We start from the raw sequence: 25749 nt of genomic DNA on the forward strand, positions 1-25749 counted from the left end.
CACCGAGGGCCGTATAATGCTGAACAGAACGACAGGGATGCGGGTGAAAGCGAGGAACACCTCCATGGACGACAGCAGCAAGCCGGCGTGCGCGCGCCCGTCGGTCAAGGCGATCGGCGACTGGACCGACACCTACTTCAAGCGGACCAAGGAAGCGGTCGGCAAGTTCGGCGACAAGCGCGTCACCTACGCCATCTTCATGCGCCGCCCGGTGGTGTGCGCCCCGCGCCTGATGATCGACTGGTTGAACGCCGTGGCCGCCGAGCGCGGCTTCGAGGTGGAGATCGAGTTGAACTTCCCCGAGGGCAAGTGGGTCGGTGCGGGCGAGCCGATGATGTACATCACCGGTTCCTTCTACCACCTGTGCGACCTGGAGACGATCCTGCTCCAGAAGCTGGGGCCGGCCTGCGTGGCGGCGTACAACGCCTTCACCATGTGCGCCGACCTGCCGAAGGTGGCCTTCCTGGCCATGGACGCCCGCCACTGCGCCGGCCGCGACATGGCGGAGATGATGGCCTACGCGGCGGCCGTCGGCTCCGACCGGGCCAAGCGCAAGGTGGGCGCCAAGGGCTTCGTCGGCAACGCCACCGACGCCACCGCGCACTTCTTCGGCCAGCCGAAGGGCAAAGGCACCATGCCGCACGCGCTGATCGGCTACGCCGGCTCCACCGTGCGCGCGGCGGAGATGTTCCACGAGACCTTCCCGGACGAGGCGCTGACCGTGCTGGTCGACTACTTCGGCCGCGAGGTGACGGATTCGCTGGAGGTGTGCCGGCGCTTTCCGAAGCTGGCTGCCAGCGGCAAGCTGGGCGTACGGCTCGACACGCCGGGCGGCCGTTTCGTGGAGGGGCTGGACCCGCCCGGCTCATACGCCGTGCTGGAGCGCCACGCGCCGCATGCCATCCGCGGCTACCGTGACGAGACGCAGCTGCGCTACCTGATCGGCACCGGCGTGTCGGCGGCCGCCATCCACTGGATGCGCGAGAAGCTGGACGAGGCGGGCTTCCCGGCGGTGAAGATCGTGGCGTCGTCGGGTTTCGGTCCGGCCAAGTGCCGCCTGATGGCCGAGGCCAACGCCCCCATCGACGTGGTCGGCACCGGCAGCTACCTGCCCGAACGCTGGACCGAGACCTACGCCACCGCCGACGTCATCGAATACGACGGCGAGAAGCGCGTGAAGGTCGGCCGCGAGTTCCTGTTCCGGCGGGGGTGAAACCCGTAGGTTGGGTTGAGCCGCAGGCGAAAACCAACGTGTTCGCATTGCGGAAGCCGTTGGGTTTTCGCTGGCGCTCAACCCAACCTACGTTTGCCGTCAGCGCTGCAGCACCATGATCAGCCGTTCCACCGGCTTGCCGTCCACGAAGTGGGACTGGACGATCTCCTCCACGTCCTCTTCCGTCTCCGGGCGGTACCAGATGCCTTCCGGATAGACCACCATCAGCGGGCCGGCCTGGCAGAAGCCCAGGCAGCCGGTCCACGCCATGCCGACATCCGCCAGCCCGCGCGCCTGGACGATCTGGTCCAGGCGTTGAAGCAGCGGGTGCGCCCCGCGCGACGCGCAGCTGCCCTTCGGGTGGCCGGGCGGGCGCTGCTGGGCGCAGCCGAAGACGTGGTGCTTGAACACCTGGGGAAGCTCGTACTCCATCGCGGGGCTCCAATATCCATAATTATGTTATGGATATTGCCGCGACGTTCCGCCGCATGCCAACCCCCTTTTTGAAAGCGTTCTAATTTTTCTCGCACGTGCGAACTACACGTCCTCGGCCAAGCGGATGCCGGTGAAGGCGGTGCGCGCCTGCGGGCGCAGGAAGTGGCGGGTGGTCGGGGTGGCGTAGTCGAAGGGCGTCACGCAGCTGCCGCCGCGCACCACCATGCGGTTGGCCATGAAGCGGCCGGTCAGCGCCTCGTCCACGCCGTCGGGGTGGCGGTAGCCGGGGTAGGGCATGAAGGGGCTGCGCGTCCATTCCCAGACGTCGCCGTACATCTGCCAGGGGCCGTCGGTGCCGCGGCAGACGTGCGGGCGCGGCTGGCGGTGGCCATTGCCCAGCAGGTTGCCCAGGCACTCCTTCTGGGCCGCCACGGCTTCCCATTCCGCCTCCTCGGGCAGGCGCTTGCCGGCCCAGCGGGCGAAGGCGTCGGCCTCGTACCAGCTGACGTGGCAGACCGGTTCGGCCGGATCCAGCGGGCGCATGCCGTACAGTGTGAAGACCTGCCAGCCGCCCTCGCGCCGCTCCCAATAGAGCGGGGCCTGCCAGTCCACGGCGCGCGCCGCCTCCCACCCGTCGCCCAGCCAGTATTTGGGCTTCGCATAGCCGCCGTCCTCGATGAAGGCGAGGTACTCGCCGCAGGTCACCGGCCGTCCGGCAAGCTGGTAGGGGCGCAGCAGCACCTGATGGCGCGGCCCCTCGTGGTCGCGGCCGGGGGCGGTTTCGTCGCGGCCGATCTCCACCATGCCGCCGGGCACGTCGATCCACTGCTGCGGCGTTTCCGGCTGCGCGGCGGCGGGCGGCAGGGGCTCGTACGCCGGGCGCAGCGGGTTGCACCAGAAGGCGTGCTTGATCTCCGACAGCAGCCGCTCCTGGTGCCGGCGCTCGTGCACGAGGCCCAGCTCGATACGCTCCGCCAGATCGGCCATGCCGGCGTCATCGATGCGGTCCAGCAGGTGCAGGATGGTGCCGTTGACATGGTCGCGGTAGCGCATGACCTCCGACGCCGTCGGGCGGGAGAGCAGGCGCAGGGTGGGGGCGGGCAGGTGCGCGCCGAAGCGGTCGTCGAGTGCCGCGAAGAGCTGGCGGAATGCCGGGTCGAAGGGGCGGTAGCCGGGATCGGCGGCCATCAGCACGTGCGTCTCGAAGAACCAAGTGGTGTGGGCGAGGTGCCACTTGGCCGGCGCCCCTTCGGGCAGCGACTGCACCATCAGGTCCTCGACCCCCAGCGGCGCCACCAGCTCCGCCGTGCGGGCGCGGGCCTTCTGGAAGCGGGTGGCCAGGGAATGGCGGATGGCGTCGTTCGGGCCGGGCGCGGTGGCGAGGCGGGTGTCGGGCATACAGGGCACTCCCGGTGACGGGGCGGCGGCGGGCGCCGCCGTGACGATGGCGTTGCATCATCAACGTTCATTGTGCCGCAGGCGTAAGCGGAACACCGACGCGCATCGGGAGGAGGGTTAGCCCCTTCGATAAGAGGGGATCAGATGTCGACCACGAGGTGTGGCCGCAGCGAATGGTCCAGCCGCAGCAGCAGGTGCAGGTAGACGGCCACCTTGCGCGCGCGCTCGGTGTGCAGGGCCAGACAGTCGCGCAGCTGGCGGGCGAGGCGGGCGTTCTCCTGCGCCTCGTCGGGGGGCAGGTGCGGGTGCACGGGGGCGGCGACCTGCACGATCTGGTCGTGGTCGATCGGCTCCATGGTCTCTGGATTCACCGCGCTCGGGTCGGCGACGATGGGTTCGGCGGGTGGTGGAGGCTCCGGCGGTGCCTGCGCGTAGCCGGTGGCGTAGGCGCGGCGGCCGTGCGGCGCCTCGTGCCGGGGGGGGGCGGTCAGGTGCGACCGGATGTTGTCCTTGATGCGCGTGCGCTGTCCCTCGTCCAGCGCATCGATCTGGTCGATCTCCTCGAACAGCATGTCGTAGATGCGCCGCCGCTTCGGATTCGGCGGCTGCGGGTCGCGGCGCTCCGGCTCGCGGTGCTGGTGCTGCTGTTGGCGGCGCGGCTGCCGGTCGGTGGCCGAGCCCGTGCGCTCCACCACGCCGGTGGGGCGGAGGGGGAAATCGGGGCGTCCGATCTGGGCGTCGGCCATGGCACGGACGTCCTTTCACACGCGGCCGGCAGATGCGGCAGTCTGTTCAGCATACCAACAAATCTGCGAATGTCAAGGAATCGACTCGTCCTCCAGGCGAGCAAGCGAAGACGAGGCAAAAGGCCGCGCCGCCGGGATTTTGTTCAATTGCAATGATCGGCGATGCGCGTCGGCCGGAATGTCGCCGATCTCACATCGAGGAAACCAATCGTTAACCATAATCGCCAAACATCGCGTCATCGCTTTTGGGAACGAGGGTAGCAATGACCTGCATCGTGGGCTTGGTGGACAACGACCGGGTGTGGATGGGCGGCGACAGCGCGGGCGTCTCCGGCCTGGACATCACGGTTCGCGCCGACACCAAGGTGTTTCATAACGAAGACATGCTGATCGGCTTCACCAATTCGTTCCGCATGGGCCAGCTGCTGCATTACCGGCTCCAGCCGCCGCCGCGCGAGACGGACGACGTCTTCCGCTACATGGTGGTGGACTTCGTGGACGCGGTGCGCGCCTGCCTGAAGGACGGCGGCTGGGCGCAGAAGTCCAACGACGTGGAGAGCGGCGGCTGCTTCCTCGTCGCCTACGAAGGCCGGCTGTTCTCCGTTCAGTCGGACTATCAGGTGGGCGAGGCGATCCGCGGCTACCACGCCATCGGCTGTGGTGCGGACTACGCCCTGGGCTCGCTCGCCTCCACCGAGGGGCTGCCGGCCGAGCAGCGCGTGCGCAAGGCGCTGGAGTGCGCCGAGACGTTCAGCGGCGGCGTGCGGGCGCCCTTCACCGTGCAGTCGCTGCCCATCGTGCGCGCCAAACTGACGCTGACCGAAGCCGCCTAAAGGCTGAAACTCATCGCCTTGTCGTCGAGGCGGCCGCTGATCGTGACACGGTCGCCGCGGCGCACCGGGCGCTCGGCGTCGAAGACGAAGACGACCGGGTTCCAGTGCTTGATGGCGCCGAACTTGGTGGTGGAGATCACCGTACCGGCGTCCAGGTGCAGGTCGAAGGACAGCAGCAGCGCCTGCACCGTGCCGTCGGCCTCCACCTCGGCCTCCGCCGACCAGGACTGGCGCAGGGCCGGCTTCACCGTGAAGTCGAACCCCAGCAGGTCGAAGGGGGCGGTGAGGGCGGTGTGGTCCTCGTGGTCGGGGAAGACCGGGTAGAACCGCTCCACCGGCGAGCCGATGGAGAAGGCGCTGAGGTCGAAGCCGTTGATGGTCTTCAGCGGGTGCAGCGCCTTCAGCCGCGGCAGGGTCACCAGTTGCCCCTTCAGCGTCGCCCCGGCCGGGATCACCCGCGCGCCGGGGGCCAGCAGGTGCTCGTGCGCGTGGCGGAGCGTGCCCAGGATGCCCTCGCCGATCACCAGGGAATCGAACGTCTCCGTCACCAGCAGCGTGGCGCGCGCCGGCAGGTCGCGGCCGACCTCAAGTTCGGTCGACGGTTTGGGGATGACCGTCACGCGGTCGGCGAAGCCGTTGCGCGCGACGACGATCTTCGCCAACTCGGCCAGATCGTTCAGCATCTCGCAGCCGTAGACGCTCCCCGCCCCGGCGCGCGCCGCCATCATGGCCAGCAGGCCGGAGCCCGTGCCGATGTCCAGCACCACGTCGTCCGGCCGGACGGCGGCCTCGATGGCCGCCTGGAAGGCGTCGTTGCGCAGCGTGTCGGCCAGCATCGGCAGGTGCCAGCCGTGCACCGCCTGCGCCAGCTTCGCCACCACCACGTCCAGGTTGCGCGCCGTGTAGTGGCCGGGGTCGAGGCGCACGGCGCGGCGGTAGCTGTTGAGCGCCGGCACATTGGCGCCCTCCGCCTCCAGCACGTTGCCGAGCGAGCCGTAGAGGTCCGCCATCGCCGGGAACAGCGCCACGGCGCGGCCCAGCGCCGCCTTGGCCTTGGCGGTGTTGCCCTGGGCGGCGTAGGCGCGGCCGAGGTTGACGCGGTATTCCGGCTGCTCCGGCGACAGGCGCACGGCCTTGGCGAACAGCTCGGCCGCCTGCGCCGCCTGACCGCGCGCCAGCAGCTTCTGCCCGTCCTCGTTGAGGCGGGCGGGATTGGCCAGCGCCGCCCCCTTCGGCTCCCCCCGGCGCAGCGGTCTGTTCATTCCAAGGCTCCCATCAGCGATGCCGGCACCGATCCCGGCACTCAAGGGGGATAGCGCAAGCGCGGCCCGGATTGCACGGCAAAATCCGCGCGCGCCATAGCGGAAAGCCGGCATTGACCGCATATCCGTCAATGCCGCACAGTGGAGCCGATGCGGATCACCATCGACCCGGCCAAGGACGCCGCCAACCTTCGCACGCACAAGCTGGCGCTGGGGTTCGGCATCCTGGTCGTCGGCGATGCGGAGGCCCTGCATGTGGACGACACGCGGTTCGACTATGGGGAACGCCGGGTCATCTGCTACGGCCGGGTCGGCAAGCGCCTGTACGTCGCGGTCTATGCCGAGCGCGGCGACGAGATGCGCATCATCTCCGTGAGGAAGGCCAATGAGCGAGAGCAGCACAAATTCCGCGACCACGCTTCGGGTTAGGGCCGACGGCACGGCGGTGCGGGTGATGCCCGACGGCACCGAGGTGCCCTACGCCGTTCCGGAACCGGATGACCCCGTCCTCGACGCCATGACCGACGAGGACATCGCCCGGCAGGTTGCCGAGAATCCGGACGCGGCCCCGCTGCTCTCGGACGAGGAACTGGACCGGGCCTTCTTCGGAGCGCGGGTGAGGCGGCTGCGCAACCGCCTGGGGCTGTCGCAGGCACGCTTTGCCGAACGCTTCCACATTCCCGTCGCCAGCCTCCAGGAATGGGAGCAGGGGCGGCGCACGCCGGACGCGGCCACGCAGGCCTACATCCGGGTGATCGAGCGGGAACCGGACGCCGTTCTGCGGGCGCTCCGCGCCGCCGAATAGGCAAAAGAAAACCGGGCCCTATGGGGGCCCGGTTCGTTTCGCGGCTTTGCCGGTGCGGATCAGTCCGCAGCGCCCATGGTCGCCACCGGCTGCGGTCGGCGGCGGCCGAAGTGGAAGTCGGGGAAGGCGTTGATCAGCGAGGTTATCAGCGCCGCCAGATAGGGCAGCGACTGCACCACCAGCAACCCGGCCCACATGAAGGCGTCGCGGTTCTCGTGGCCGAAGACGAAGACGATTGCCGCCGCCGCACCCCACAGGCAGATCAGGAGCGCGATCTCCTCACGCGCCATCAGCAGGGCCTGCATGAAGGCGGGCTGGTTCTCGCACTTCGGCGTGCGGACGAAGGGCCGGCCGGAGGTGAACAGGCCCTGCCACATGGCGCGGCCCACCGTGTGCGTCAGCGCCATGCCGGCCACCGCCGCACCCACCTTGTCCCAGAAGCCGCACTTCACCCTCGCCTCGTACAGCCACATGCTGGCCGCCACCTTGAAGGCGAAGGCGCTCAGCGTCGGGATCATGAAGGCGTTGGGCGGGAACTCGAAGTACTTGGGGAACAGCAGCAGGCCCAGCGACCAGACGATGCCGGCGATGCCGAATACCATGTGCGCGGCGTCGGCGAACCACGGCAGCCAGCCGGAGATGAAGTGGTACTTCTGCCCGGCCGTCAGCTTCTTGGCACCCGGCAGCAGCTCGCGCCAGTGGTGCTTGAGGATCTGCACGGCGCCGTAGGCCCAGCGGAAGCGCTGCGTCTTGTAGGCCGAGAAACTGTCGGGGACGAGGCCCTTGCCGTAGCTCTCCGGCATGTAGACGGCCTCCAGCCCGGCCTCGAACAGGCGCAGGCCCAGGTCGGCGTCCTCGGTGATGCACCACTCACCCCAGCGGCCCACCTCGATCAGCGCGGTCTTGCGGATGATCGTCATGGTGCCGTGCTGGATGATCGCGTTGCGCTCGTTGCGCTGGATCATGCCGATGTGGAAGAAGCCGGCGTATTCCCAGTTGATCATGCGCTGGAACAGGTCGTGGTCCCAGTCGCGGTAGTCCTGCGGCGACTGGACGAAGCCGACCTCCGGCCGCGCGAAGTGCGGGATGGTGGCCTTCAGCCAGTCCGGGTGCACCTGGTAGTCGCTGTCGATGACGGCGATGAACTGCGCGTCCGGCGCCGTCTGGTCGAGGCCGAAGTTGAGCGCGCCCGCCTTGAAGCCCGGCCAGTTGTCCAGGTGGAAGAAGCGGAACTTCTCGCCCAGCTGCTTGCAGTACGCCTCGACCGGCTTCCACACCTCGGGATCCTTGGTGTTGTTGTCGATCAGCAGGACTTCGAAGTTCGGGTAGTCGAGGCGGGCCAGGGCGTCCAGCGTCTGGATCACCATGTGCGGCGGCTCGTTGTAGCACGGCACGTGGATCGAGACCTTGGGCGCGTCGGGCGCCGGGGCGGCGGAGCACGGGTTGAACTTGCGGCGGAAGTGCGCCTGCCAGACCACCTCGGTCAGTTCCAGCCCGTCGATCAGCATAACGCCCAGCAGGACGAGCTGGCAGAAGATCAGGAAGCCCCAGGCGATTTCCGTGGTGGTGGCGAGGCCGGCGGCGGAGGCGGCGTAGATGGTGGTGACCAGCACCGAGCCCACGGCCTGGATCAGCGCGCCGTAGAACAGCATGCCGCCGAACTTCAGGTCGCCGCGGCGCCACAGGAAGAACACCAGCGGCAGGAAGGCCATGGCGATGGAGGCGGCGCACATCCACGGCCAGTTGCGGATCTCCTGCACCTCGCCGGTCATCGGGAACTTGGGGTTGCGCCACGCGTCCCACATGCCCCACGACACGCCGGCGGTGCCTTCGATCTCCCGCTTCCAGGGCTGGTCGAAGGCCTCCATGATGAAATAGTCCAGGCGGTTCTGCGCCGCGATGTTCAGGAAGTTGCGCAGGAACTTCGCTTGGTTGACTTGGCTGGCTTCGGCGCCGCGGCGCCACGGGCCTTCCGACGGCCAGCCGATTTCCGAGATCAGGATGTGCTTGTTCGGGTACTTGGTCTTCAACTCGTTGTAGCGCATCATCGCGTAATCGACCGACTGGTCGACCGGCACGCCTTCCCAGTAGGGCAGCAGGTGCACGGCGAGGAAGTCCACCGCCTCGGCCAGTTCGGGATGCGACAGCCAGACGTGCCACGGCTCGGCGGTGGAGACCGGCACGTTGACCTTCTTCTTGACGCGCTTGATGTATTCGATGGCCTGCGGGACGGTGACGTCGGCGCGCAGGATCGCCTCGTTGCCGACCAGGACGCGGCGCACGTTGGCGTTGTCGCGCGCCAGCTTGATGATGCCGGCGATTTCCGGCTCGTCGATCTCGGGCTTGCCCTGTACCCAGGCGCCGGCCGTCACCGGGATGCCGTACTTGCGGGCGATGGGGGGCACCTGCTCCGACCCGTCGGTCGCGGAGTAGATGCGGACACCCTTCACGGTGCCCTCCAGCGCCTTCATGTCCTTTTCGATGTCATCCGCGCTGGCGCGGTCACCCTTCGTCGGGCTCTTGTCGGGGTGGAACGGTGTATAACCGACGCCGCTGACGACGCCGGCCCACGGCCGCTCGGCGACCGGGCGGTTCCACAGCGCCCAGACCCCGACGTTGCCGAGGATGACCAGGAAGAGGACCGCGATGGCTGTCTTGCGCATAGCTGTATGCCATTCCCCGCACGTACCCGTCCGCGGCAGCTCGGTTGCCGCGGCGCATCTTCAGTGCCATCCGCAGGCGCCAAGCGAGCGGCATCGCCGCCCCGACCACCCTCGGACCGAACCCGGCACCCACTGGCTGCTGAACGGAGATCCCCCGTCGCGAAACCCGCACGCCGGCCCCTCACCAGGACCCTGCGCAACGACCTTCACGGTGCGTTCGGCGCAGCATTCGCGCCGAGCGATCCATTTCAGACCGTCGGCGTATTTTATACATTTTCTCTTGCACCGCAACCAGCGCCGAAAATGAACACGGGGTATTCCCGCTTTATTCCGGCCTGCAATAATCCGCCGTGCGCGACAACGTGAAGCGAGGATCGATGTTCCAATTGCATGAACGCCTGACGGCCGACACCACCCCTGTTTGCACGCTCGGCCTCTGCCGGGTCCTGCTGATGAACAACCGGGTGTGGCCGTGGCTGATCCTGGTGCCCGCGCGGGCGGGCGTGGTGGAGATCCACGACCTGGACGCGGCGGACCGGGCGCTGCTGATCGAAGAGATCACGCGCGCGTCCGTTGTTCTGAAAGACTTGTTCCGGCCGGACAAGATCAACGTGGCCGCGCTGGGCAACATCGTGCCGCAACTGCACGTGCATGTGATCGCACGCGGCAAGGGCGACCCAGCGTGGCCGGGGCCGGTGTGGGGTTCGGGCTTCGCCGAGCCGTACGGGGACGGGGAGCGCGACGCGCTGGTCGAAAAGCTGCGGCTGCGACTTGGCGGCGGTTCGCCTGTTTAAGGGGTGCAACCGTGAGCAGGAGGGTTCGATGGCCGACCGCAAGCACGACGCGCCGAGCGGCGCTGCCCAGCGCATCGAGGACAAGCTGGTGAAGGAGACCGGCAAGGCCGCCGGCGACACCGACAAGCCCGTCAACGACAAGTTCGACGAGATGGGCGAGCGGGACGAGATAAGGGAAAAGGCGGGGCGGGAGTAAGGAAATCCCTCTCCCGCCCCGGGAGAGGGAGGGGCCCGCCCGCAGGGCGGGAGGGTGAGGGCAAGTGCAAGGATCCTTGCTTTTGCCCTCACCCGGCCGCTTCGCGGCCACCCTCTCCCGGGACGGGAGAGGGTAGAACCTTACGACGCCTCGGCCATGGCGCGCTGGTGGCGCTTGCGCTCGTTCGGGTCCAGGTAGCGCTTGCGCAGGCGGATCGACTTCGGCGTCACCTCCACCAGCTCGTCGTCGGCGATGTAGGACAGCGCCTTTTCCAGCGTCATCTGGATCGGCGGGGTGAGGCGCACGGCCTCGTCCTTGCTCGTCGTGCGGATGTTGGTGAGCTGCTTGCCCTTGATGACGTTGACCTCGAGGTCATTGCCGCGGGTGTGCTCGCCGATGATCATGCCCTGGTAGACCGGGACGCCCGGGTCGATCAGCATCGGCCCGCGGTCCTCCAAGTTCCACAGCGCGTAGGCCACGGCCGTGCCGTCGCTGTTGGAGATCAGCACGCCGGTGCGCCGCGCCGCGATCGGCCCCTTGTAGGGGGCGTAGCCGTGGAACAGGCGGTTCATGATGCCGGTGCCGCGCGTGTCCGTCAGGAACTCGCTCTGGTAGCCGATCAGGCCGCGGGACGGGGCGTGGAAGACGATGCGGGTCTTGCCGCCGCCGCCCGGACGCATCTCGACCAGGTCGGCCTTGCGCTCGGCCATCTTGTTGACGACGGTGCCCGAGAACTCCTCGTCCACGTCGACGACGACTTCCTCGATCGGCTCCAGGCGCTGGCCGTTCAGCGGGTCGCTCTTGAACAGCACGCGCGGGCGGCTGATCGACAGCTCATAGCCCTCGCGGCGCATGGTCTCGATCAGGATGCCCAGCTGCAGCTCGCCGCGGCCGGCCACCTCGAAGGCATCGCCGCCCTCGGTGTCGGTCACGCGGAGCGCCACGTTGCCTTCCGTCTCGCGGTAGAGGCGGTCGCGGATCATGCGGCTTGTGACCTTGTCGCCCTCGCGGCCGGCCAGCGGGCTGTCGTTGACCGAGAAGGTCATGGCCAGCGTCGGCGGGTCGATCGGCTGGGCGGGCAGCGGCTCGGCCACGGCCGGGTCGCAGATGGTGTCGGCCACGGTGGTCTGCGACAGGCCGGCCAGCGCCACGATGTCGCCGGCGCTCGCCTCCTCGACCGGGATGCGCTCCAGGCCGCGGAAGGCCAGCACCTTGGTGACGCGGCCCTGCTCGATCAGCTTGCCCTCGCGGGTCAGCGACTTGATGGCCATGTTCGGCTTCACGACGCCGGACTGGATGCGGCCCGTGAGCAGGCGGCCCAGGTACGGGTTCGCCTCCAGCGTGGTGGCCAGCATGCGGAACGGCTCGTCGTCGCTGTCGACGCGGGGCGGCGGGACGTGGTCGCGGATCAGCTCGAACAGCGGCTCCAGGGTCTCGCGCGCACCGTTCTCCAGGTCCGTGGTCGCCCAGCCGTTGCGGCCCGAGGCGAACAGGGTCGGGAAGTCCAGCTGCTCGTCGGTGGCGTCGAGCGAGGCGAAGAGGTCGAAGACCTCGTCGTGCACCTCGTGCGCGCGGGCGTCGGGGCGGTCCACCTTGTTGACGACGACCATCGGGCGCAGGCCGAGGCGCAGCGCCTTGCCCAGCACGAACTTGGTCTGCGGCAGCGGCCCTTCGGCCGCGTCGCACAGCAGCACCACGCCGTCGACCATGGAGAGGATGCGCTCCACCTCGCCGCCGAAGTCGGCGTGGCCCGGGGTGTCGACGATGTTGATGCGCAGGTCCTTCCACAGCACGGACGTGCACTTGGCCAGGATGGTGATGCCGCGCTCACGCTCCAGGTCGTTGGAGTCCATGGCGCGCTCGGCCACCTGCTGGTTCTCGCGGAAGGCACCGGACTGCTTGAGAAGCTGATCCACGAGCGTGGTCTTGCCGTGGTCGACGTGGGCGATGATCGCGACGTTTCGGAGGTTCATTCTCTACCATGCAAAGCTCGGACGGCGCAGCCTGTCATGGTTTCGTCACGGATCCATCATGGATCCAGGGGCCCATAACAAAACGGCCCGCCAAGAATTCCTGGTGGGCGCCGCCGGGGGTTGATCGATTTGCAGCGCAATATAGCGGCTTTCCTGAAAATCGCAAGGGCTCGAAGTAAACGCAGGGCAGGGGTGACGGCCACGCTTATGCTTCTGGGACTACCGCCAATTGCCTATGGTGCGTCGCGGTTGCGATGCGCACCGTACGGTGTGCCGGTTTTCCCTGTTGGAACGATCCGTGATGACGTCCGTCCGCCGCCACCGCCGCAGTGCCCGCCGCCTCGCGCCGCTCGCCGCCGCGCTGATGCTGGCATGGGTGCCGGTGGCGGCACAGGACCAGCCGGCCCCGGAGCAGCCGCCGCCCGCCGAAACGGACGGGCCGGTGGTGCCCTATGAGGTGGAGCTGACCGGCGTCGAGGACGGTGGGCTGTCGGATCTGCTGCGCGGCACCTCCTCCCTCTTCACGCTGAAGGAGAACCCGCCGCCCTCGCTGCTGGGGCTGGAGCGGCGGGCGGAGGCGGACCGGGAACGGCTGCAGACGGCGTTGCGCTCGGCCGGGCACTACGATGCCGAACTGGACGTGCGCGTGGATGGCGCGGCGCAGCCGGCGCGGGTGACCATCGCGGTGCAGCCCGGTCCCGCCTACCGCTTCAAGACCGTCACGATCGCCACGGCCGACGGGTCGCCGGTGCCCGGCGGGCCGGTCGATCCCGGCGAGCTGGGCCTGACGGCGGGGGAGACGGCGCGCGCACCCGCGGTGGTCGACGCGCAGTCGCGCCTGATCGCCGAGATGGCCAAGCGCGGCTACGCCTTCGCCAAGGTCCCCGACCGCCGGGCGGTGGTGGACCACTCCGACCGCCGTATGGACGTGACCTATACCCTCGACCCCGGCCCAATCACCCGCTTCGGCGAGGCCGGCATCGAAGGGCTGGAGGGCGTGGACGCCGACCTGATCCGCGGACGGCTGCCGTGGCGGCCGGGGCAACTGTACGACCCGGCATTGGTCGACCGGGCGCGGACGGACATCGCCAAGCTGGACGTGTTCGAGACCGTGCGCGTCGCCCTGGCGCCGGAACCGGGGCCGGACGGCGTGACACCGGTCACCGTCGTGGTGGCGGAGCGCAAGCGGCACTTCATCGGCGCGGGCGTCACCTACTCCACGTCCGAGGGGTTCGGCGCGCAGGCCTACTGGGGCCATCGCAACCTGTTCGGCGGGGCGGAGCGGCTGCGCATCGGCGCCGAGATCGGCCGGCTGAGCGCGCAGAGCGCCGGCTCCAACGCGCTGGAGACCACCGACCTGCGGTTCAACGTGCTGTTCCGCAAGCCGGACTTCCTGGCGGTGAAGCAGTCGCTGGTGCTGGGCTGGGCCGTGGTGTCGGAACAGCCGCCGGCCTACGACCGCGTCGGCACCGTGCTGTCCGCCCTGCTGGAGCGCGAGGTGAGCGACCAGCTGACCGTGTCCTACGGCGTGTCGTGGGACCGCTCGAAGGAGGAGACCACCGACCGCAGCTACCAATCCTCGCTGATCGGCGTGCCGCTGACGCTGAACTACAACGGCTCCAACGACCTGCTGAACCCGACCAGCGGGTTCCGCATCGGCGTGCAGGCCACGCCCTGGATCCCGGCCGGCGGGAAGGAGGCGGAGCGGCAGTTCCTGTCCACCACGGTCAGCGGGACCGTTTACCACGACATCGCCGGCGACGGGCGGTACGTGGCGGCGGCGCGCGCGCAGGTGGGCGGCATCGTCGGCGCCGGGCTGGCCGCCATCCCGCCGTCCAAGCGCTTCTACGCCGGCGGCGGCGGGTCGGTGCGCGGCTACGCCTTCCAGAAGGTGGGGCCGCGCGACCGGGCGGGCGATCCCATCGGCGGCCGGTCGCTGTTCGAAACGGGGATCGAGCTGCGCATCAAGGTAACGGACACCATCGGCGTCGTGCCCTTCGTCGACGCCGGCGCCGTCTATGACCGCGCCTTCCCGGACTTCAGCCAGCCGCTGCGCGTGGGGGCGGGCATCGGGCTGCGCTACTACACCGACTTCGGCCCGCTGCGCGTCGACGTCGGCTTCCCGCTGAACCGCGAGCGCGACGATTCCACCTGGCAGCTGTACCTCAGCCTGGGGCAGGCGTTTTGAGCGGAATGCCGTGGCGATTCCGGCTGTTGGCCCCATATTCGGCTCCGCGAAGCGCGTGAACGAGGGGGCGGGCGCGTCTTGAAGAGTGTGCGCATACTGCTGTGCGGCCTTGCCGCCCTGGGCGTGGCGGTGGGCGCCGCGACGGCGCAGGACGACGCCGAGGAGAAGTCCGGGCTGGTCGGGCGCTGGCTGACCGGCGTGATCGAGGGGGCGGCCTCCAGCCCCGACATGCAGGTGCGCCTGGGTGCCTTGCGCGGCATGGTGCCCTTCGACTTCACGGTGTCGCAGGTGACCGTCGCCGACCGCGGCGGCGTGTGGCTGCGCATCGAGGAGCTGCACCTCAACCTCGCCCCCACGGCGCTGTTCACCCTGCGCGCCAAGGCCGACGTGGCCGAGGCCGCGCGCGTGGTGGTGGAGCGTGCGCCGCTGCCCTCGGAAACGCCGCCCCCGCCCAAGCCGCCGCAGGACGGTGTCGGCGGACTGTTGCCCGACCTGCCGGTGGGCATCGTGGTGGACCGCTTCGCCGTGCAGCGCCTGGAACTGCCGGAAGCGCTGCTGGGCGAGGCGGCGGTGCTGAAGCTGGAAGGGGCGGCCGACCTGGAATCCGGCGGCTCGTCCGTGTCGGCGCGGCTGGACGTGGCGCGCATCGACGACAAGCCGGGCCGGGCGACGCTGAACGCCGCCTTCGATCCGGGCAGCGAGCGCCTGGACCTCGACCTCAAGGCGTCGGAGCCGGCGGGGGGCGTCATCGCCCGCACGCTGTCCATCCCCGGCCTGCCGCCGGTGGCGGTGGCGCTGGACGGCAAGGGCACGCTGACCGATTGGCGCGGCACGCTGACCGCCACGGCCGAGGGCACGGCGCAGCTGACCGCCGACGCGGGGATCAAGGCCGCCGAGGGCGGCCACGTGGTGACGCTGGCGGCGAACGGCGACGTGGCGCGCCTGCTGCCGCCGCCGGCCGGCGACCTTGCCGGGCCGCGCCCGACGGTGAACGCCGAGGTGCTGGTGGGGGCCGACCGCTCGCTGACCCTGCGCCCGGTGACGGTCGCCGCCGCCGCGGCCACCGCCACGCTGACCGGCCGCGTGGCGCCGGATTTCAAGAGCGTGGCGCTGACCTACGACGTGATGGCGCCGGAGGATTCGCCCCTGCACGCGCTGGCGCCCGTGCGCTGGCGCACCGCGCAGGTGAAGGGCACGGCCCAGGGGCCGCTGGACGCCGTGCTGGTGACGCTGGGTGCCGCTGTGACCGACGTGACCGCCGATGATCCGGCGCTCGGCCCCCTCGCCGGGCCGGAGGTGCGGATGGACGCCAGGGCGGAGGTGCGGCCGGACGGCGGCAACGTGCGGCTGGACGCGCTGACGCTCGCCACTGCCGCCGCGACCGCGTCGGCGCAGGGCCGCGTGTCCGGCTGGGGGCAGGTGGTGGATGCCACGGTGCGGCTGGCGCTGGACGACCTGTCGCGCCTGTCGGCCGTGGCCGGCGGGCAGCCGCTGGCCGGCACGGCCGTGCTGGAAGGGCCGGTGCGGCTGGCCAACGGTGCGGCGAGCGCGGAGCTGAACGGGGCGGTGACCAGCCTCGCCACCGGCACGCCGGCCGACGCGCTGCTGGGCGACGCCGTGCGCCTGACGGCATCCGCCGCCATGGAGCCGGACGGGGCGATGCGCCTCAACGATTTGCGGGTGGAGGGTTCGCGCGTTACGCTGACCGGCGCCGGGGCGCTGGTGGCCGGACAGGTGGACGCCCGGGCGACGCTGGCCCTGCCGGAGCTGGCGCCGGTGGGCGACGCGATCGCCACGCCGATGCGGGGGGCGGCCACCGTGGACCTCACCGCCAAGGGTCCGCTGGACGCCATCGAGGCGGAGGTGAAGGCCAACGGCCGCGCGCTGGAGGTGCAGGGGCGCCGCTTCGGCGACACCGAGCTGACGGCCACCGCCGCCGGCCTGCCCACGGCGCCGCGCGGGCGGGTGCGGGCGACCTCCGCCTTCGCCGGGCTGGGGCTGGACGTCGGCGGGAACTACGCGCTGGAGGGGCAGGTGTTGCGCCTCACCGACCTCGCCGTGGTGAACGGGGCGAACCGGGTGGGAGGCGCGGTGACCGTGGCGCTGGACACGCTGCTCGCCACCGGGCGGCTGGAGGGGCGGCTGCCGGCGCTGCAGGCGCTGTCGGAACTGGCCGGCATGCCGTTGCGCGGCGACGCCACCTTCACCGTGGCGCTGGACGATCGGGGCGGCAAGCAGGCCGCCACGCTGACCGCCGCCGCCGATGGCTTGCGCGCGGAGGGCGAGGGCGGGCCGCTGCTCGCCGCCCGGCGCCTGACGGTGAACGCCGAGGTGGCGGACGCGCTGGCCGACCCCACCGGCAAGGCGCGCGTGGAGATGCGCGACGGTGCGGTGGCGGGGACGGAGCTGAGCAGCTTCACCGCCAGCGCCGACGGCGGCCTCGCCAGGGCCGGGTTCCAGGCGGCGGCGACCGGGGCGGGGGCCAACCTGGACCTTGCCGGCACCTTCGCCCGCGACGGTGCGCTGAACCGCATCCGGTTGGAGCGGCTGCAGGCCGCCGCGGCGGGCGAAAGCCTGCGCCTGACCGGCCCGGCCACCATCGAGCTGGGCGAGCGGCACTACCGCGTGTCCGGTCTGGCGCTGGCCAGCGGCAGCGCGCGGCTGAGCGCCGACGCCGCACTGACCGGCGACCGGCTGAGCGGCGGCGTGCGGGTGGACCAGCTGCCACTGGCGCTGGCCCGGCTGGTCGACCCGACGCTGAAGCTGGACGGCGTGGTCAACGCCGACGCCACGCTGGGCGGCACGCTGGCCGCACCCCGCGTCGAGGCGAACCTGCGCGGCAACAACCTGCGCGCGGCGCAGCTGACCCAGCAGGGCGTGGCCGGGCTGGACGTCAACGCCACCGCCCGCTGGAGCGACGCGCGGCTGGCGGTGGACGGCACGGTCACTGCGCGCGGCGGGGAGGGGCGGCTGGCGCTCAACGCCGGGCTGCCGCTGCGCATGGACCCGAACACCATGGCGGTGGGCGTGCCGGAGGGCGGGCGGCTGGACGGCACGGTGACGGGCAACATCCAGCTGGCGCGCTTCAACGACCTGCTGGCAACCACCGGCGACCGCATGCAGGGCGTGCTGGACCTGAACGTCCGCATCGCCGGCACGGTGGCCGACCCGCAGCTGGGCGGCGCGGTGACGCTGGCCGGCGGGCGCTACGAGAACCGGGCGAGCGGTGCCGTGGTCAGCGACATCGCCGCGCGCATCACCGGCACGGGCGACGTCTTCACCATCCAGTCCTTCACCGGCCGCACGCCGAACGGCGGCACGGTCACCGCGTCCGGCGTCATCCGGCCGAAGCCGGGCGAGGCCCGTGCCGTGGACGTGCGCCTGCGCGCCGACAACGCGCGCCTGCTGCAGACCGACATCGTCACCGCCTCGCTGGGCGCCGACCTCACGGTCACCGGCAGCTTCCAGCGCATCACCATCGCCGGGCCGCTGCGCCTGCTGCGCGCCGAGGTGCGCGTGCCCGACCGCATGCCGCCCAACGTCGTCGACCTGAAGGTGGTGGAGGTCGGCGGCAACAGCCGGACCGGCAGCACCGGCCCGGCACCCGCGCGCACCGAGGCGCGGGCCACCGGCCGCTCCAACGCCGTGGCCGCCGCACCCCGGCCGGGCCGTAAGCCGGGCACGCCGCAGCCGGCGGCTTCCGGCGCCGCACCCCCGGCGGAGGAGGCCGGCATGGTCCTGGCGCTGGACATGGCGGTGGAGGCGCCCAACCAGATCTTCGTGCGCGGCCGCGGGCTGGAGGCGGAGTTCGGCGGCAGCCTGAAGGTCGCCGGCACGGCGGCGCAGCCCGCCGTCACCGGGCGGCTGAGCATGCTGAAGGGCTCGCTGGACCTGCTGGCGCGCGCCTTCGTCTTCCGTCGCGGCATCGTCGAGTTCGACGGCAGCCCGGAGATCGACCCGCGCCTGGATTTCCTGGCCGAGGCGACCGCCAACCAGGTGACCGCGCAGGTGCAGGTGACCGGCACCGCCAAGCAGCCGAAGCTGGAGCTGACGTCCCCCCAGGGCCTGCCGCAGGACGAGGTGCTGGCCCGCGTGCTGTTCGGCAAGCCGGTCAGCCAGCTGGGCGCGGCGGAGGCCGTGCAGCTCGCCCAGTCGGCGGCGACGCTGGCCGGCTATGGTGGCGGCAGCGGCATCCTGGACCGGGTGCGCACCACGCTGGGCGTCGACCGGTTGGGCTACGTCCAGGGCGAGAACGGCAGGGGCGGGGCGGTGGAGGCCGGGCGCTACATCAACGACCGGGTCTACGTCGGCGTCGAGCAGGGCGTGTCCGGCAACGCCCAGAGCCGCGCCAAGGTGGAGGTGGACATCACCGACAACATCCAAGTGGAGGCTGACGTCGGCGCCAACGCCGACACCCGCGTCGGCGTCAAGTTCGAGTGGGATTATTAAAGCCGTTTGCGTGTGGCCTCATTTTCTCTTCGTCGTCATGCCCGAGCTTGTCCCGGGCATCCATGTACTGCGGCTGTTCCAAAGGTTCAGGCACGTGGGTGCCCGGGACAAGCCCGGGCATGACGGCAGAGAAGAGGTCGGAACAATTGGAAATCCGCTCTGGGAACCGCTGTTCGGGCAACCAAAGGTTCGTGTCTTTAACCTTTCGTAATATCCACGGCGTTAGGGTCGCCCGTCCGGCAAGAAGACCGGCAGGGGTGGCGTTGGAGCGGTGGATGTTCAAGAACCTCAGCATTCGCGTGAAGATCGGGCTCATCCTGTGCGTGAGCCTGTTGGGCCTGACGGCCATGGTGGTCATCGCGCTCGGCAACCTGCGCGCGCAGATGTTTGCCGACCGCGAGGCCAAGGTGCAGAACCTGGTCGAGGTCGCGTACAGCCTGCTGACTCACTTCGAGGCCGAGGCCAAGGCCGGGCGCCTGCCGGCCGACGAGGCGAGAAAAGCGGCGGTGACCGCGCTGTCGGCGCTGCGCTTCAACGGCACGGACTATTTCTTCGCGCTGGACGAGAAGGGCGTCACCATCGCGCACGGCAACCCGGCGCAGATCGGCAAGGACCTGAGCGGCGCCAAGGACCGCAACGGCGTGCAGTTCGTGCGCGCCATGCTGGACACCGCGCGGGCCAACCCGCAGGGCGGCTACGTCCGCTATGCCTTCGAAAAGCCGAACGACCCGCAGAAGACACCCTACACGAAGGTCAGCTTCGTGCGCACCTTCGCAGCCTGGAACTGGGTGGTGGCGGCCGGGATCTACGTCGATGACGTGGACGCCGCCTTCGCGCAGGAGGCGTGGCGGCAGGGGCTGATCAGCGCCGTGGTGATGGCGCTGGGCATCCTGGCGACGTGGGTGATCGGTCGCGCCGTGGTGCAGCCGATTCCGGGCATGCAGGCGGTGATCACCGCCGCGCGCGGCGGCGACCTGACCCGCACGGCGGCGGTGGACAGCCGCGACGAGATCGGCGCTATGGCGCGCGACTTCAACGCGCTGATCGCCACTCTGCGCGAGAGCATTTCGCGGGTGGGCGAGGCCAGCTCGTCGGTCTCCTCCGCCTCGGTGGAGCTGAACGCCTCGGCCGACGGCATGAGCCGCAACGCCGAGCGGATGAACGAGAAGGCCGACGGCATCACCCACGCCGTGCACGAGGTGGTGAGCGCGGTGGGCGACCTGTCCTCCATCGCCGAGGAGCTGGCCTCCAACGCCGACGCCGTCGCCGCGGCGGCGGAGGAAATGGGCGCCTCGATCCAGGAGGTGGCGCGCCACGCCGCCGACAGCTCGGAAGTGGCGCACAAGGCCGCCGCCGCAGCGCAGCATGCCGGGGAGGTGCTCCAGCAGGCCGAAGGCGCCAGCCGCCTCGCCGTCGAGAACATCCGCAGCCTCGCCCAGGCCAGCACCGAGATCGGCGCGGTCATCAAGGTGATCTCCGACATCGCGCAGCAGACCAACCTGCTGGCGCTGAACGCCACGATCGAGGCGGCGCGCGCGGGCGAGGCCGGCAAGGGTTTCGCCGTCGTCGCCAGCGAGGTGAAGAACCTCGCCACCCAGTCGGCCAAGGCGACCGAGGAGATCGAGGCCAAGATCACCACGACGCAGGAGCAGACGGAGAAGAGCGTCACCTCCATCACCGAGGTGGCCCGCATGATGGAGCGCGTCAGCACCACCATCCAGTCGATCAACGACGTCATCGGCCAGATCGACCAGATCGCCGCCTCCATCGCCCACGAGGTGAGCCAGCAGAGCGCCACCACCGCCGAGATCGGCCGCAACGTCTCCCAGGTGGCGACGGCGGCTAAGGAGGTGGCGAAGGACACGGCGCAGACGTCGGGTCAGGCGCGCGTGGTGGAGGACGCCGTGGAGTTCCTGGCCCGCATCGCCGGCGAGACGGCCGGCGGCGCCACGCAGACGTCGGCCGCCGCCGGCGAACTCGGCCGCCTCGCCAACGACCTCGACCAGCTGGTGTCGCGCTTCAAGCTGCGGGCGTAACCTTGACGGGAAAGTGCTTTCCAGCCGGCTGGCGGCGGGTCATGCTGGCCGCCTGACACCGCGAGGGGGGTGCGATGGCCGACCTGATGGAAGCCCTGTGGGACGTGCTGCTGGCAAACCGCTTCGTCCGCTGGTTCTTCATCGGCATGCTGATCGGGCTGGTGCTGGTCGGTTACATGGTTTCGCAAGGCAGCGGCATGGACGCCGGGGACGCCGTCATGGCCATCGTCGCCAGCGGCTTCCTGGTGCTCGGCGGGCGCGTCCTGCTGTGGTACCTGAACCAGTGAGGCCGTTCCGACGTTGGGTTTTCGCTGGCGCTCAACCCAACCTACGGGTGCCCGCGCGCATGGGTAGGTTAGGTTGAGGCAAAGCCGAAAACCCAACGTCGATGACGCTCTACCCCTTCACCCCCACCCCGATCCGTACGTGCGCGGGCAGCGGCACGGCGTCGCCCTGCGCCAGCGCGTCGAAGCGCGCGGCAATGTCCGCCTCCAGGGCGGCCCGTTTCTCCGCGGTAAGGGCGGTGAGGCGGCCGCCGAAGCTCATCTCCAGGGTGGCGCGCCAGAAGGTCTGGCCGCGCGGCGCCTTGCGCACGGGCTTGAGCGCCGTCTCGTCAGCCGACGCGAAGCCCGCCTGTGTGAGCGCGGAGGCAAGGCTGCCGGGCTCGGCGAAGCGGAACAGCGGGGCGATGTCGTGCACGGGGTCGTGGCCGAGCTGCGCGTCGACGGCCGCGCCCACCACCTGGAAAAGCGCGTTCTCCGCCCGCGCGCCCCACACCATGAAGGCCGCCCGGCCGCCGGGGCGGAGCGTGCGCAGCGCCTCGCGCAGGGCGGCGACGGCGTCGGGCACGAACATGATGCCGAAGCGGCAGGTGACGCGGTCGAACGCGCCGTCCGCGAAGGGCAGGGCGGTCATGTCGGCGGCGGCGTAGGCCGGGCGTTCCGGCGCGTCGGCCGAGCGCCGCACGGCGCCGGTCAGCATGGCGGGCACGAGGTCGGTGCCGACGACCAGCCCGGCCGGACCGACCCGGCGCGCGGCGCTCAACGCCGGTTCCCCGGCGCCCGACGCGAGGTCGAGCACGCGGTCGCCCGCCGTCACGCCCGCGGCGTCGAGCAAGGGCTGGTTGAACTTGTCGGCGAGGTCGGCCATGGGGTCGGCCCAGCGGTCCCAGGCGTCGGCGCTGGAGGCCCAGCGGACGCGTTCCGCCTCGCGGTTCACGGTGTGGGTGGTCATGGCGTCAGTGCAGCAGTCGGGCCGAGCCGCCGGGGCGGCGGGCGGCGTCGCCGTCGGCCAGGCGTTCGCCCAGCGCGGCCAGTTCGTCGGTCAGGCGGCGGTTGGCGTCGGACAGCGCGTCGATGCGCGCCTGCGCGCTCTGCTGCTGGAGGTTGAGGGCGGCTACGCTCTCGGCGAGGCGCCGCAACTGCTGCGCCTGCTTGACAGCACCCTCGTTCAGGCTGCGCCGGATCGAGCCGACGGCCACCAGCACGACCACGCTGATGGTCGCGCCGGCGGCGATGGATACGATGGCGAGCGCCGTGACCCAGTCCATGAGCCCCAGTCCAAGGCCGAAGCCGCTGGTCCGCCGTCGCGGCGGGCCAAGGGGCAAGCATCGGCCGAAACGGCGCGCCGGTCAAGGCTCGCGGGCGCAGGTCTCACGGCCGGGGGCGTGGGGCGCCCCCGCGCCGGGGGATCAGGCGACCTTGCCGTCCACGGGACGCTCCGCGCCGGCCTTCATCTCCTTGAGATGATCGCCGAAGGCGCGGACCACCGGCATGATGCGCTGCATCTGCTCGGTCGTGACATGGGCGTCGGTCTTCAGCACGATGGTGGGCGCCTCGGACATCAGGCGCTTGGCGCGCATCGGGCCGACCTTGTCGTCGAGGAACATGGACAGGCCCATGAGGATGCCGAGCGTCACGTCGTCCGGCGCCTTGGGCAGGGCCAGCACCTCATGGAGTTCCTTCAGCAGCGTGTAGGCGACGATCGAGGTGCGCTCGATGGTATCGACGTCGGCGGACATGGGCATCAGGCGGTCCTTCGAACCTGCAAGGGAAGAATACGTTCCGCCGTGACGGTACCAAGGCTTTCGTAACCAAAGCATTAACCAACACAAGCTTGGCCATACCGATTCGGGGTATCCGAGTCGGTATAAGGAAGTTTCCTGATGAGGGATCAACGGACGGCGTTCAACTGGCCGATGATCCGTTCGATGGCGCGGACCGCCTCAGCGTGGCGCTCGGGCTCGAGGCCGTCGGGATCGGCGCTGCGGTGCGCCGCCGCCGCGTCCTCCAGCGCGCCGCGCGCCTCCTCCGCATCCAGAATGCCCTTACCGATCAGGGCGAAAACCAACGCCTCGCACACCGACAGCGCCGCCAGGCCCGACGCCTCCCCTCGTCCGGACATGCACCCTCCTTCAGCTGTGCCGTACCCCGTTCCGCCGACGGGCACCGCCAAACGCGCAATCAACATCAGACAGGCGGCTGTGTCTCGGAACACCCGCAAGCCGCATGCCGTTTAACCTATGTTATGGCGCCATCACTTGAATCGACGGAATGGTGTCGAACTCCCGTTTCGGGACAAGGCCTTGGGCGTCCCCTCCCCGGACGTCGGGCAATACACCGGAAGGCTAAGAACAACTCATGACTACCGCGCCGGACACGCCTGTGTCGGGAAGCCCGCTGTGTCTCAAACTGAATAGTTACATCGCCCTTTCCGATGGGGAGCGGGCCTTTCTGTCCGGCCTGGACAGCAGCACGACGCGGCTGCCGGCGCGCGCCGACATCGTCCGCCAGGGGGAGCGTTACGGCGAGGCGCGCGTCGTGCGCGACGGCTGGGCCATCCGCCACAAGACGCTGCCCGACGGGCGCCGGCAGGTGGTGAACTTCGTCCTGCCGGGCGACATCGTCGGCATCTACTGCAACCTGTTCGAGACGGCCGACCACAGCGTCACCGCGCTGACCCCGGTCGAGCTGACCAGCTTTCCGGCCGGCAAGGTGGTGGACATGTTCCGCACCTTTCCGCGCCTTGCCGCCGCGCTAGCGTGGTCGGGTGCGCGGGAGGAGGCGATGATCGCTGAACGGCTCCTCAGCCTCGGCCGGCGCACGGCGCTGGAGCGCATGGCGCACCTGATCGTCGAGCTGCTGCGCCGGCTCAGCATCGTGAACCTTGCGCAAGGTGGGCACTTCACCCTGCCGGTCACGCAGGAGATCCTGGCCGACGCGCTGGGCCTCAGCAACGTGCACATCAACCGCACGCTGCGCCGCCTGCGCGAGAGCGGCCTGATCGACCTGAACGGGCAGCGCATCACCGTGAAGGACGTCTCGCAGCTCGCCGCCGTCGGTCAGTTCGACGAGCTGTACCTGCACTTCATCCAGGCGCCCAAGCGGCTGGAGCGGGCGTTCTCGCGGCCCGGCCGGGGCGAGCCGATGCAGGCGAAGGGGATGCGGCCATGACCGGTGCGGATGTGGTCGGTGTGGTGCTGGTCGAGGAGGAGGAACTCCGCCTCACCGCGCAGGAACTGCTGCTGGAAGGGCTGGGGTTCGACGTGGTGGCCGGGCGGACGGCGGACGAGGTCATCGACCGCATCCGCGCCGCCAACTCCCAGCCGCGCGCCATCGTCACCGACTTCCTGCTGGGCGGCGGCCTGACGGCGCTGGAGGTCGCCAACCGGATCAAGATCCAGGTCGGCTACGCGGTGCCGGTGGTCATCGTCACCGCCGACACCCGCCCGCAGCGCCGCCGTGAGGCGGAAGGCTGGGGCTGGACGGTGCTGCACGAGCCCGTCGCCCCCGACGACCTGGAAGCGGCGATCCTGCGCGCCGCCCGCCGGCCTTCCTGAACCCCCTCTCCCTGAGCGGGAGAGGGGAAAACAAGGGGTGCCGTCACTCCCCGGCCGCCTGCTGCTGTTCGTAGGCGCGCTCGATCTGCGAGGCGCGCATGACGCGCTCGATGGCGGCGATCACCGCCTCCGGCCGGGCGTGGTGCGGCATGTGGCCGGCGCCGGCCAGCAGGTGCATCGTCGAGCCGGGCACCGCCTCGTGCAGGCGCATCGCCTGGGCCCGCGGGTCGAGGATGCGGTCCTCGTCGCCGGCGATGATGGCCAGCGGGCAGCGCAGGTCGCCGTACTGTTCGGAGAGTGCGCGCGCCGCCGGGATCAGCGCGGCGATGTCGCCGGCCGACGCCTCCAGCTGGCCGGGGCGCAGCAGCATGTCGGTCCGCTCCCAATAGGCGGCGGGAACGGGGTTGGGTGCGAAGACGCGCTTCAGCAGGGCCGGCAGCAGCGCCCGGTCGATGGGCTGCGCCACCGTGCGGCTCAGCACCTGCCCCACGCCGGGGATGGCCGGCGCCATGAAGGGCACGAAGTCGGCGCGCGGCGTGGGGAAGGCGTAGCCGGAGATGAACACCACGCCGCCCACCTCCTCCGGGTACTGCAGCGCGTAGGCCAGGGCCACGGCGCCGCCGAAGGAATGGCCGACGAGGATGGGCCGGCTGGCGTTCAGCCGCACCAGACCGGCGTGCAGGATGTCCGCCTGCGCCTGCGGGCTGCCGGCGCCCCACGGGCGGTCGCTGTAGCCGCAGCCCGGCCGGTCGATGGCGATGGCGCGCCAGCGCTTGGCCGCCTCGTCCATCAGGCCGGCGATTTCGAAGTCCTCGCTCCAGGTGCCAGCACCGTGGATGAACGCGACCGGCGCGCCGCGCCCCTGGTCGAGCACGTGCAGGTGCACGCCGTCGGCGTTGACGAAGCCGCCGGTGGGCGGG

The 25749-nt window shown here is 70.4% G+C and carries 23 protein-coding genes; 12 read left to right on the forward strand and 11 right to left on the reverse strand.

Annotation, left to right across the window (positions count from 1 at the left end; all coding sequences use genetic code 11):
- The first annotated feature begins 64 nt into the window (after nucleotides 1–64).
- On the forward strand, nucleotides 65–1213 hold the full coding sequence (locus VED21_RS10955; RefSeq protein ID WP_324882384.1) for a nicotinate phosphoribosyltransferase: 1149 nt from the start codon (nucleotides 65–67) through the stop codon (nucleotides 1211–1213).
- 99 nt (nucleotides 1214–1312) lie between these two features.
- Here the strand turns inward: VED21_RS10955 and VED21_RS10960 are convergent, their stop codons facing one another.
- The 3 genes from VED21_RS10960 to VED21_RS10970 all read right to left on the reverse strand — a co-directional run bounded on the left by VED21_RS10960 (nucleotide 1313) and on the right by VED21_RS10970 (nucleotide 3792).
- A complete protein-coding gene (locus VED21_RS10960) occupies nucleotides 1313–1645 on the reverse strand; it encodes a (2Fe-2S) ferredoxin domain-containing protein (RefSeq protein WP_324882385.1) in 333 nt (110 codons plus the stop codon).
- A 105-nt stretch (nucleotides 1646–1750) separates the two neighbouring features.
- Nucleotides 1751–3046 (reverse strand): ergothioneine biosynthesis protein EgtB, encoded by a 1296-nt coding sequence (egtB, locus tag VED21_RS10965; protein ID WP_324882386.1) that lies wholly within the window; start codon nucleotides 3044–3046, stop codon nucleotides 1751–1753.
- A gap of 140 nt (nucleotides 3047–3186) precedes the next feature.
- Complete coding sequence (locus VED21_RS10970; protein ID WP_324882387.1) at nucleotides 3187–3792, reverse strand: hypothetical protein; 606 nt, start codon at nucleotides 3790–3792, stop codon at nucleotides 3187–3189.
- A 263-nt stretch (nucleotides 3793–4055) separates the two neighbouring features.
- Between VED21_RS10970 and VED21_RS10975 the strand changes: the two genes are divergently transcribed.
- Nucleotides 4056–4625, forward strand: a complete 570-nt coding sequence (locus VED21_RS10975; protein WP_324882388.1) for a hypothetical protein — start codon at nucleotides 4056–4058, stop codon at nucleotides 4623–4625.
- On the opposite strand, the gene VED21_RS10980 is transcribed toward VED21_RS10975, so the two are convergent.
- On the reverse strand, nucleotides 4622–5887 hold the full coding sequence (locus VED21_RS10980) for a tetratricopeptide repeat protein (protein WP_324882389.1): 1266 nt from the start codon (nucleotides 5885–5887) through the stop codon (nucleotides 4622–4624). The genes VED21_RS10975 and VED21_RS10980 overlap by 4 nt on opposite strands.
- Nucleotides 5888–6037: 150 nt before the next feature.
- Here VED21_RS10980 and VED21_RS10985 point away from each other — a divergent pair, with 150 nt between their 5' ends.
- Nucleotides 6038–6316 carry a BrnT family toxin gene (locus VED21_RS10985; protein WP_324882390.1) on the forward strand — a complete coding sequence of 93 codons (279 nt, stop codon included), beginning with the start codon at nucleotides 6038–6040 and terminating at the stop codon, nucleotides 6314–6316.
- Between the two features lie 25 nt (nucleotides 6317–6341).
- Complete coding sequence (locus VED21_RS10990; RefSeq protein ID WP_324882391.1) at nucleotides 6342–6692, forward strand: helix-turn-helix domain-containing protein; 351 nt, start codon at nucleotides 6342–6344, stop codon at nucleotides 6690–6692.
- 59 nt (nucleotides 6693–6751) lie between these two features.
- On the opposite strand, the gene VED21_RS10995 is transcribed toward VED21_RS10990, so the two are convergent.
- Nucleotides 6752–9355, reverse strand: coding sequence for a glycosyltransferase (locus VED21_RS10995; protein ID WP_324882392.1), 2604 nt, complete (start codon nucleotides 9353–9355; stop codon nucleotides 6752–6754).
- A 350-nt stretch (nucleotides 9356–9705) separates the two neighbouring features.
- On the opposite strand from VED21_RS10995, the gene VED21_RS11000 reads away from it, so the two are divergent.
- Both VED21_RS11000 and VED21_RS11005 read left to right on the forward strand, forming a co-directional pair.
- On the forward strand, nucleotides 9706–10149 hold the full coding sequence (locus VED21_RS11000) for an HIT domain-containing protein (protein ID WP_414638183.1): 444 nt from the start codon (nucleotides 9706–9708) through the stop codon (nucleotides 10147–10149).
- Between the two features lie 28 nt (nucleotides 10150–10177).
- Nucleotides 10178–10345, forward strand: coding sequence for a hypothetical protein (locus VED21_RS11005; RefSeq protein WP_324882393.1), 168 nt, complete (start codon nucleotides 10178–10180; stop codon nucleotides 10343–10345).
- Nucleotides 10346–10485: 140 nt separating this feature from the next.
- Here the strand turns inward: VED21_RS11005 and typA are convergent, their stop codons facing one another.
- Complete coding sequence (gene typA, locus VED21_RS11010) at nucleotides 10486–12318, reverse strand: translational GTPase TypA (protein ID WP_324882394.1); 1833 nt, start codon at nucleotides 12316–12318, stop codon at nucleotides 10486–10488.
- Nucleotides 12319–12619: 301 nt separating this feature from the next.
- Between typA and VED21_RS11015 the strand changes: the two genes are divergently transcribed.
- The 4 genes from VED21_RS11015 (at nucleotide 12620) to VED21_RS11030 (ending at nucleotide 21278) form a co-directional block, all read left to right on the forward strand.
- Nucleotides 12620–14506: an autotransporter assembly complex family protein gene (locus VED21_RS11015; protein WP_324882395.1), complete on the forward strand. Its 1887-nt coding sequence runs from the start codon at nucleotides 12620–12622 to the stop codon at nucleotides 14504–14506.
- Nucleotides 14507–14593: 87 nt separating this feature from the next.
- Entirely contained in the window at nucleotides 14594–18955 is a 4362-nt protein-coding gene (locus tag VED21_RS11020; RefSeq protein ID WP_324882408.1) for a translocation/assembly module TamB domain-containing protein, read from the forward strand.
- Nucleotides 18956–19230: 275 nt separating this feature from the next.
- A complete protein-coding gene (locus tag VED21_RS11025) occupies nucleotides 19231–20991 on the forward strand; it encodes a methyl-accepting chemotaxis protein (protein WP_324882396.1) in 1761 nt (586 codons plus the stop codon).
- Between the two features lie 74 nt (nucleotides 20992–21065).
- The gene (locus tag VED21_RS11030; RefSeq protein WP_324882397.1) at nucleotides 21066–21278 is read left to right on the forward strand and encodes a hypothetical protein; all 213 of its coding nucleotides are present in this window, start codon (nucleotides 21066–21068) and stop codon (nucleotides 21276–21278) included.
- 109 nt (nucleotides 21279–21387) lie between these two features.
- On the opposite strand, the gene VED21_RS11035 is transcribed toward VED21_RS11030, so the two are convergent.
- The 4 genes from VED21_RS11035 to VED21_RS11050 all read right to left on the reverse strand — a co-directional run bounded on the left by VED21_RS11035 (nucleotide 21388) and on the right by VED21_RS11050 (nucleotide 23394).
- Complete coding sequence (locus tag VED21_RS11035; protein WP_324882398.1) at nucleotides 21388–22224, reverse strand: class I SAM-dependent methyltransferase; 837 nt, start codon at nucleotides 22222–22224, stop codon at nucleotides 21388–21390.
- Between the two features lie 4 nt (nucleotides 22225–22228).
- Complete coding sequence (locus VED21_RS11040; protein WP_324882399.1) at nucleotides 22229–22540, reverse strand: hypothetical protein; 312 nt, start codon at nucleotides 22538–22540, stop codon at nucleotides 22229–22231.
- A 141-nt stretch (nucleotides 22541–22681) separates the two neighbouring features.
- Nucleotides 22682–23017 carry a hypothetical protein gene (locus VED21_RS11045; protein WP_324882400.1) on the reverse strand — a complete coding sequence of 112 codons (336 nt, stop codon included), beginning with the start codon at nucleotides 23015–23017 and terminating at the stop codon, nucleotides 22682–22684.
- A gap of 146 nt (nucleotides 23018–23163) precedes the next feature.
- Nucleotides 23164–23394 carry a hypothetical protein gene (locus VED21_RS11050; protein WP_324882401.1) on the reverse strand — a complete coding sequence of 77 codons (231 nt, stop codon included), beginning with the start codon at nucleotides 23392–23394 and terminating at the stop codon, nucleotides 23164–23166.
- Nucleotides 23395–23630: 236 nt separating this feature from the next.
- Between VED21_RS11050 and VED21_RS11055 the strand changes: the two genes are divergently transcribed.
- Complete coding sequence (locus VED21_RS11055) at nucleotides 23631–24443, forward strand: Crp/Fnr family transcriptional regulator (RefSeq protein ID WP_324882402.1); 813 nt, start codon at nucleotides 23631–23633, stop codon at nucleotides 24441–24443.
- Entirely contained in the window at nucleotides 24440–24829 is a 390-nt protein-coding gene (locus VED21_RS11060) for a response regulator (protein WP_324882403.1), read from the forward strand. Before VED21_RS11055 ends, VED21_RS11060 begins: the two co-directional genes overlap by 4 nt.
- A gap of 43 nt (nucleotides 24830–24872) precedes the next feature.
- Here VED21_RS11060 and VED21_RS11065 read toward each other — a convergent pair.
- The coding region (locus VED21_RS11065) for an alpha/beta hydrolase (protein ID WP_324882404.1) at nucleotides 24873–25749 on the reverse strand (877 nt) is incomplete at its 5' end.

This window comes from Azospirillum sp. (assembly GCF_035627195.1).
In the GTDB taxonomy this organism is placed as follows: Bacteria; Pseudomonadota; Alphaproteobacteria; order Azospirillales; family Azospirillaceae; genus Azospirillum.

What these genes read in the sequence shown, in the direction of transcription:
- VED21_RS10960 (WP_324882385.1), bottom strand. Translation starts at nt 1,645, where the DNA reads ATGGAGTACGAGCTTCCCCAGGTGTTCAAGCACCACGTCTTCGGCTGC.
- VED21_RS10995 (WP_324882392.1), bottom strand. Translation starts at nt 9,355, where the DNA reads ATGCGCAAGACAGCCATCGCGGTCCTCTTCCTGGTCATCCTCGGCAAC.
- VED21_RS11050 (WP_324882401.1), bottom strand. Translation starts at nt 23,394, where the DNA reads ATGTCCGGACGAGGGGAGGCGTCGGGCCTGGCGGCGCTGTCGGTGTGC.
- VED21_RS10970 (WP_324882387.1), bottom strand. Translation starts at nt 3,792, where the DNA reads ATGGCCGACGCCCAGATCGGACGCCCCGATTTCCCCCTCCGCCCCACC.
- VED21_RS11015 (WP_324882395.1), top strand. Translation starts at nt 12,620, where the DNA reads ATGACGTCCGTCCGCCGCCACCGCCGCAGTGCCCGCCGCCTCGCGCCG.
- VED21_RS10975 (WP_324882388.1), top strand. Translation starts at nt 4,056, where the DNA reads ATGACCTGCATCGTGGGCTTGGTGGACAACGACCGGGTGTGGATGGGC.
- VED21_RS11045 (WP_324882400.1), bottom strand. Translation starts at nt 23,017, where the DNA reads ATGCCCATGTCCGCCGACGTCGATACCATCGAGCGCACCTCGATCGTC.
- egtB (WP_324882386.1), bottom strand. Translation starts at nt 3,046, where the DNA reads ATGCCCGACACCCGCCTCGCCACCGCGCCCGGCCCGAACGACGCCATC.
- VED21_RS10980 (WP_324882389.1), bottom strand. Translation starts at nt 5,887, where the DNA reads ATGAACAGACCGCTGCGCCGGGGGGAGCCGAAGGGGGCGGCGCTGGCC.
- typA (WP_324882394.1), bottom strand. Translation starts at nt 12,318, where the DNA reads ATGAACCTCCGAAACGTCGCGATCATCGCCCACGTCGACCACGGCAAG.
- VED21_RS11055 (WP_324882402.1), top strand. Translation starts at nt 23,631, where the DNA reads ATGACTACCGCGCCGGACACGCCTGTGTCGGGAAGCCCGCTGTGTCTC.
- VED21_RS10990 (WP_324882391.1), top strand. Translation starts at nt 6,342, where the DNA reads ATGCCCGACGGCACCGAGGTGCCCTACGCCGTTCCGGAACCGGATGAC.
- VED21_RS11030 (WP_324882397.1), top strand. Translation starts at nt 21,066, where the DNA reads ATGGCCGACCTGATGGAAGCCCTGTGGGACGTGCTGCTGGCAAACCGC.
- VED21_RS10955 (WP_324882384.1), top strand. Translation starts at nt 65, where the DNA reads ATGGACGACAGCAGCAAGCCGGCGTGCGCGCGCCCGTCGGTCAAGGCG.
- VED21_RS11025 (WP_324882396.1), top strand. Translation starts at nt 19,231, where the DNA reads ATGTTCAAGAACCTCAGCATTCGCGTGAAGATCGGGCTCATCCTGTGC.
- VED21_RS11040 (WP_324882399.1), bottom strand. Translation starts at nt 22,540, where the DNA reads ATGGACTGGGTCACGGCGCTCGCCATCGTATCCATCGCCGCCGGCGCG.
- VED21_RS11060 (WP_324882403.1), top strand. Translation starts at nt 24,440, where the DNA reads ATGACCGGTGCGGATGTGGTCGGTGTGGTGCTGGTCGAGGAGGAGGAA.
- VED21_RS11005 (WP_324882393.1), top strand. Translation starts at nt 10,178, where the DNA reads ATGGCCGACCGCAAGCACGACGCGCCGAGCGGCGCTGCCCAGCGCATC.
- VED21_RS10985 (WP_324882390.1), top strand. Translation starts at nt 6,038, where the DNA reads ATGCGGATCACCATCGACCCGGCCAAGGACGCCGCCAACCTTCGCACG.
- VED21_RS11035 (WP_324882398.1), bottom strand. Translation starts at nt 22,224, where the DNA reads ATGACCACCCACACCGTGAACCGCGAGGCGGAACGCGTCCGCTGGGCC.